Here is a 2609-nt window from a genome sequence, read left to right on the forward strand (position 1 = left end):
GCAACGCTTTAATAAAAATTATGTTAAAAGTGATTTTACTCAAGTAAAACTTATCATTTGAACGACAAATTATTGGCACTTAATAGCATAATTCTTTGAGCGACTTTTTCAGCAAGCCCTATGTGTATTGACAGAGGTGATCCCCGGCCTCTTCGATAACTACTTTTGCGGTGGAATTGCGGACAGTAAACCGTTCACCGGCACGACCATTTTCGTTGAGGAGAGTTTCGAGAGTGCCGTAGTAGGAGGTTTCTTTTACTGCTGCTTGGGAGGAGTGGATTTCTTGCCGGTTGCGAAAATAGTTGACGAGGGGATTGATAAAAACTGTAGTCTGGATAGGGTTTGCGGCAAAAAGTTTTTTGTGGGGGTAGGGTGTGGGGGTAAATACAGAAACGAAAATTCTCTCTAAATCTCCTCAAATTTCCTTAAACCTTCTGAATCCATCTAGCTAGATGGTTAAAAGAAGTAGGTTTTAAGGGAGATAGATTTTGAGAGGGTTATCAGCTGCAATCAAGACATGAAGCTAGTTGAACGCCATATCATCACCAAATGCCATCCTTGCTGGTCAGAAATTGACCGAGCTGCTTTTTTGTCAAAAAATCTCTTCAATCTAGCTAATTACCACTATCGCCAATATTTCTTGGTTGAACACAAGAAATTAAATTTTAATCAACTCTATCACCAAGTAGCTCAAAGTTCTGATTATTTAGCTTTACCAACTAAGGTAGCCAAACAGATAATCAGAAGGTTGGATAAAGCGCCGTGCCAATATTTTTCTTATCTGTGAAAGTTATTTTCTTTCTATCATTCGATAATTTCCCACCAGAGTGTTTATACTCTACAGAACGATTATTCTTTGGGAATTTAGGATAACCTTTTTTACCTTTTATCATAAGCTAAACGGCTTTTACTTCGGATCACCGATATAGACTCCAAAAGGGTTATAGCTATTGGATCATGCAGGTTAAGTGCCGTTTAGCTTACCAAATCCGTTTTTAATAGTGTGATTAACTGCCAAGTTATGGATTGTTTCTCCCTGCTCCCCACTCCCTGCTCCCTGGTCTCCTGTACTTTTTAAACAGGATTTAGTATCACTATAAGTGGGAGAGAGTCACAAATATTGAGATGCACCCAAAAAATGAGTCTAAAACTTTACTTTTTGCGTCATGGCGAAACCACAGCCAGTCAAGCGGGTAGTTTTTGCGGTCGATTAGACTTGCAACTAACCCCGGCCGGCGATGAAATGGCCAAGGATTTCGCTCTTGTCTATCGAGATGTGCCTTGGACAGGGATCTATTCTAGTCCCCTCAAGCGCACCATGGCCACGGCCACCCCTTTAAGCGATCTCTTAGGTATTCCCATCCACAAACGGGAAGGATTAAAAGAGATTGCCTACGGCCAATGGGAGGGAAAAACCGCAGCCGAGGTTAATCGGGAGTTTCATGATGATTATGTGCGCTGGTTAGCAGATCCGGGCTGGAATTCTCCCACAGGGGGCGAAAAAGGCATCGATATCGCTCGCCGCAGTTCGGAAGTATTAGAGGAAATCGACCATAATCACGATGATGGCCATATTTTGATCGTTTCCCATAAAGCAACGATCCGAATCATGTTATGTTCTCTTTTAGGCATTGATATCGGCCGTTATCGCGATCGAATTGCCATGCCCGTGGCCTCGGTGACGATCGTCGAATTAGCCGAACACGGTCCCCTCTTTCAAGTCATGGGCGATCGCTCTTACCTCCGCAATGACCTGCGCTCGCGAGCGGGAACTTAACCAGTCAACAGTAACCAGGGAAGCCCCGAATTTGGTCTCCTGAAAAACTATGTGCTTGATGTTATATTTTCTACGACACGGACAAACGGCCTATAGCAAAACGGGAGGATACTGTGGTACTCCAGAAAATGACCCCGGTTTGACTGCCGAAGGCATCGAAATGGCCGAGGAATTCGCCGATGTCTATCGTTCTTTACCTTGGCGCGCGGCCTACGTCAGTCCCCTACAAAGAGCTATTCAAACCGCTAAACCCCTCTGTGAAGCGGTAGGACTGAAATTAGAAATCCGCCAGGGATTACAAGAGATCGGTTATGGTCTTTGGGAAGGTATGCACCCCAACGATATCGATCGCCAATATCATGATCTCTATGTACGCTGGTTGACGGATCCCGCTTGGAATGCTCCCCCCAACGGAGAAAGGGGGATCGATATCGCCCGTCGTTCGGCGGCCGTTTTGGAGGAAATCGAACACACCCACAGTGATGGTAATATCCTGATTGTTTCCCACAAGGCCACCATCCGGATCATGCTCTGTAGTCTGATGGGTATCGATGTGGGCCGTTATCGCGATCGGTTTGAAATGCCCGTGGCCGCCGTCAGTATCGTCGAATTAGGCAGTCGTGGCCCGCTTTTCCATGGCATCGGTTTACGTTCCCACCTCAGTGAGTACCTGCGTTCTCTTCCTTGCACCTAATGGGACTTAGACAAAAAACAAATCGAGAAAAGCCTCAACTCCAATCCCCGCTTGGGATTTACTTCGAGAAGCCCAAAATCGCTGAAACCCAGATATATCAAGGAAAATCATAAATCGAGGTTAACCCTTTGTCCCGTA

At 45.3% G+C, this 2609-nt stretch carries 2 protein-coding genes and 2 pseudogenes; 2 read left to right on the forward strand and 2 right to left on the reverse strand.

Annotated elements, in window-relative coordinates:
* Nucleotides 1-124: 124 nt before the first annotated feature.
* Together IM477_RS23210 and IM477_RS19465 are read right to left on the reverse strand one after the other, a co-directional pair.
* Nucleotides 125-319, reverse strand: a pseudogene (locus tag IM477_RS23210) (GltB/FmdC/FwdC-like GXGXG domain-containing protein); the annotation flags it as partial.
* Nucleotides 320-761: 442 nt separating this feature from the next.
* Nucleotides 762-890: pseudogene (locus IM477_RS19465) on the reverse strand (RNA-guided endonuclease TnpB family protein); the annotation flags it as partial.
* A 248-nt stretch (nucleotides 891-1138) separates the two neighbouring features.
* Here IM477_RS19465 and IM477_RS19470 point away from each other — a divergent pair.
* Both IM477_RS19470 and IM477_RS19475 read left to right on the forward strand, forming a co-directional pair.
* Nucleotides 1139-1777: a histidine phosphatase family protein gene (locus tag IM477_RS19470; protein ID WP_287733138.1), complete on the forward strand. Its 639-nt coding sequence runs from the start codon at nucleotides 1139-1141 to the stop codon at nucleotides 1775-1777.
* 49 nt (nucleotides 1778-1826) lie between these two features.
* Complete coding sequence (locus IM477_RS19475) at nucleotides 1827-2471, forward strand: histidine phosphatase family protein (protein WP_002759710.1); 645 nt, start codon at nucleotides 1827-1829, stop codon at nucleotides 2469-2471.
* The last annotated feature ends 138 nt before the right edge of the window (nucleotides 2472-2609 follow it).

Origin of the sequence: Microcystis sp. M090S1 (assembly GCF_020246295.1) — a bacterium.
GTDB classification, from domain to species: domain Bacteria; phylum Cyanobacteriota; class Cyanobacteriia; order Cyanobacteriales; family Microcystaceae; genus Microcystis; species Microcystis aeruginosa.